At 40.6% G+C, this 1,350-nt stretch carries 1 protein-coding gene and 1 pseudogene; both read right to left on the bottom strand.

Features of this window, described 5'->3' with window-relative positions; genetic code table 11:
* Window positions 1-713: pseudogene (gene comA / locus GMD6S_RS09165) on the bottom strand (peptide cleavage/export ABC transporter ComA); the annotation flags it as partial.
* A 165-nt stretch (window positions 714-878) separates the two neighbouring features.
* Window positions 879-1,073, bottom strand: coding sequence for a hypothetical protein (locus tag GMD6S_RS13005; RefSeq protein ID WP_001080063.1), 195 nt, complete (start codon window positions 1,071-1,073; stop codon window positions 879-881).
* Window positions 1,074-1,350 lie beyond the last annotated feature (277 nt).

Raw genomic sequence — 1,350 nt, 5'->3', positions numbered from 1 at the left:
GACAACCGTTGACCCAGAACAAGTAAGAGGTATTCCTGCGCATAAGACAAAATCTGCTGGAGGATATAGACGATAACCAGCCCAATAGAGATAATACCCAGTGTCGAGCGCATCTGGTCTGGTACGTAACTGTCAATGATAGACTGCAGATAATAAGAACCTACAATGTTAATCAGGGTCACCAAGAGTGTCGCTAGGACGATATTGGCAATTAAGCCACGTTGTTTGAATAATATTGGCAAGAAGGATAGGAGTCCCTGTTTTTTCTCCTTATGGGGTTTATAGTCTGGAGATGGCGCCATAAAGAGACTGACCCCTGTCCATTCTTGCGCAAAACGCTCACGGGAAATCTTGGTCAGCTTAACACTGGGATCTGGATCGGCGATATGAATGTGCTTTTTATCCTGACCTGTCACCACATAGTAGTGGAGCAGCTTCCCTTCCTTGAGCACATGGGCCACAAAGGGAAAGGTCAAATCTGGCAAGTCAAAGAGCGTCATATCCGCCTTGATAGCACGCGTCTCAAAGCCAAGCTCCTCTGCTACCTTTACAACACCCAAAGCAGTCGTCCCATCCATAGTCGTCTTGGCCAACTCTCGTAGATGAGCCAAGGAGTAATAACTACCGTAGTAGCCAAAGACCATAGCCAAGGAAGCCACGCCACAATCCATCTGATCCACCTGGGGACGATAGTGTCTTTTCCCAAATTTCATATCTATCTCCTTTTTTCTAACAATCTCTTAAAAACTTTGTAAGATTATTTTAACCAAACGAAGAAGAAATAAGGGAATTGTTTCTGAAAAAACAATATCCACGCCTAAACAGCACTTTTTGTCAAAGAAAAGAGGCAGAACAAGAGTCCTGCCTAAAATATTCAATTACAGAGATTTCTTACATTTCCCACTTCTTTTGTGAATAGTGTATAAAACGATAAACGCAAACACCGGGGGCACCATATAACTATTTTCACTCATTGTTACTTGAAATCCAAGAGTTGCTAGTATCCCAAAGATGAAAATATTCATCAAAAATAGGAAAGTGAATAGTAGAACATATTTTACAATCCTATTCATTCTATTCTCCTTTTCTTTCTCCTTGGCCCCGACACAGTAAAATAAAAACCACTAAAAACAAGGAAATCGTAGGTAGATTTATTTTGTTTACGTTAGCCACGATTCTAATAATTAGATAAGCCATCGAGCTAAATAATACAGTGGTCTCTGGCCAAGTGTTTCCTAGTAATTGAACAACTTTCATCTCAAACTCCAATCTGATGGTCCATCAATTCCCAATCGTACTTTCTTTTGTTTTGTACTTGTATCCTACATAAAACAGACCAAGCAGAATTGG

The organism is Streptococcus sp. GMD6S, from assembly GCF_000297015.1.
Note: the sequence above shows the minus strand (reverse complement) of the source record. Positions and strands in the feature narration are given on the sequence as shown.

Bases quoted from the DNA above. Each gene is read 5' to 3' on its own strand.
- GMD6S_RS13005 (WP_001080063.1), bottom strand. From the start codon at position 1,073: ATGAATAGGATTGTAAAATATGTTCTACTATTCACTTTCCTATTTTTG.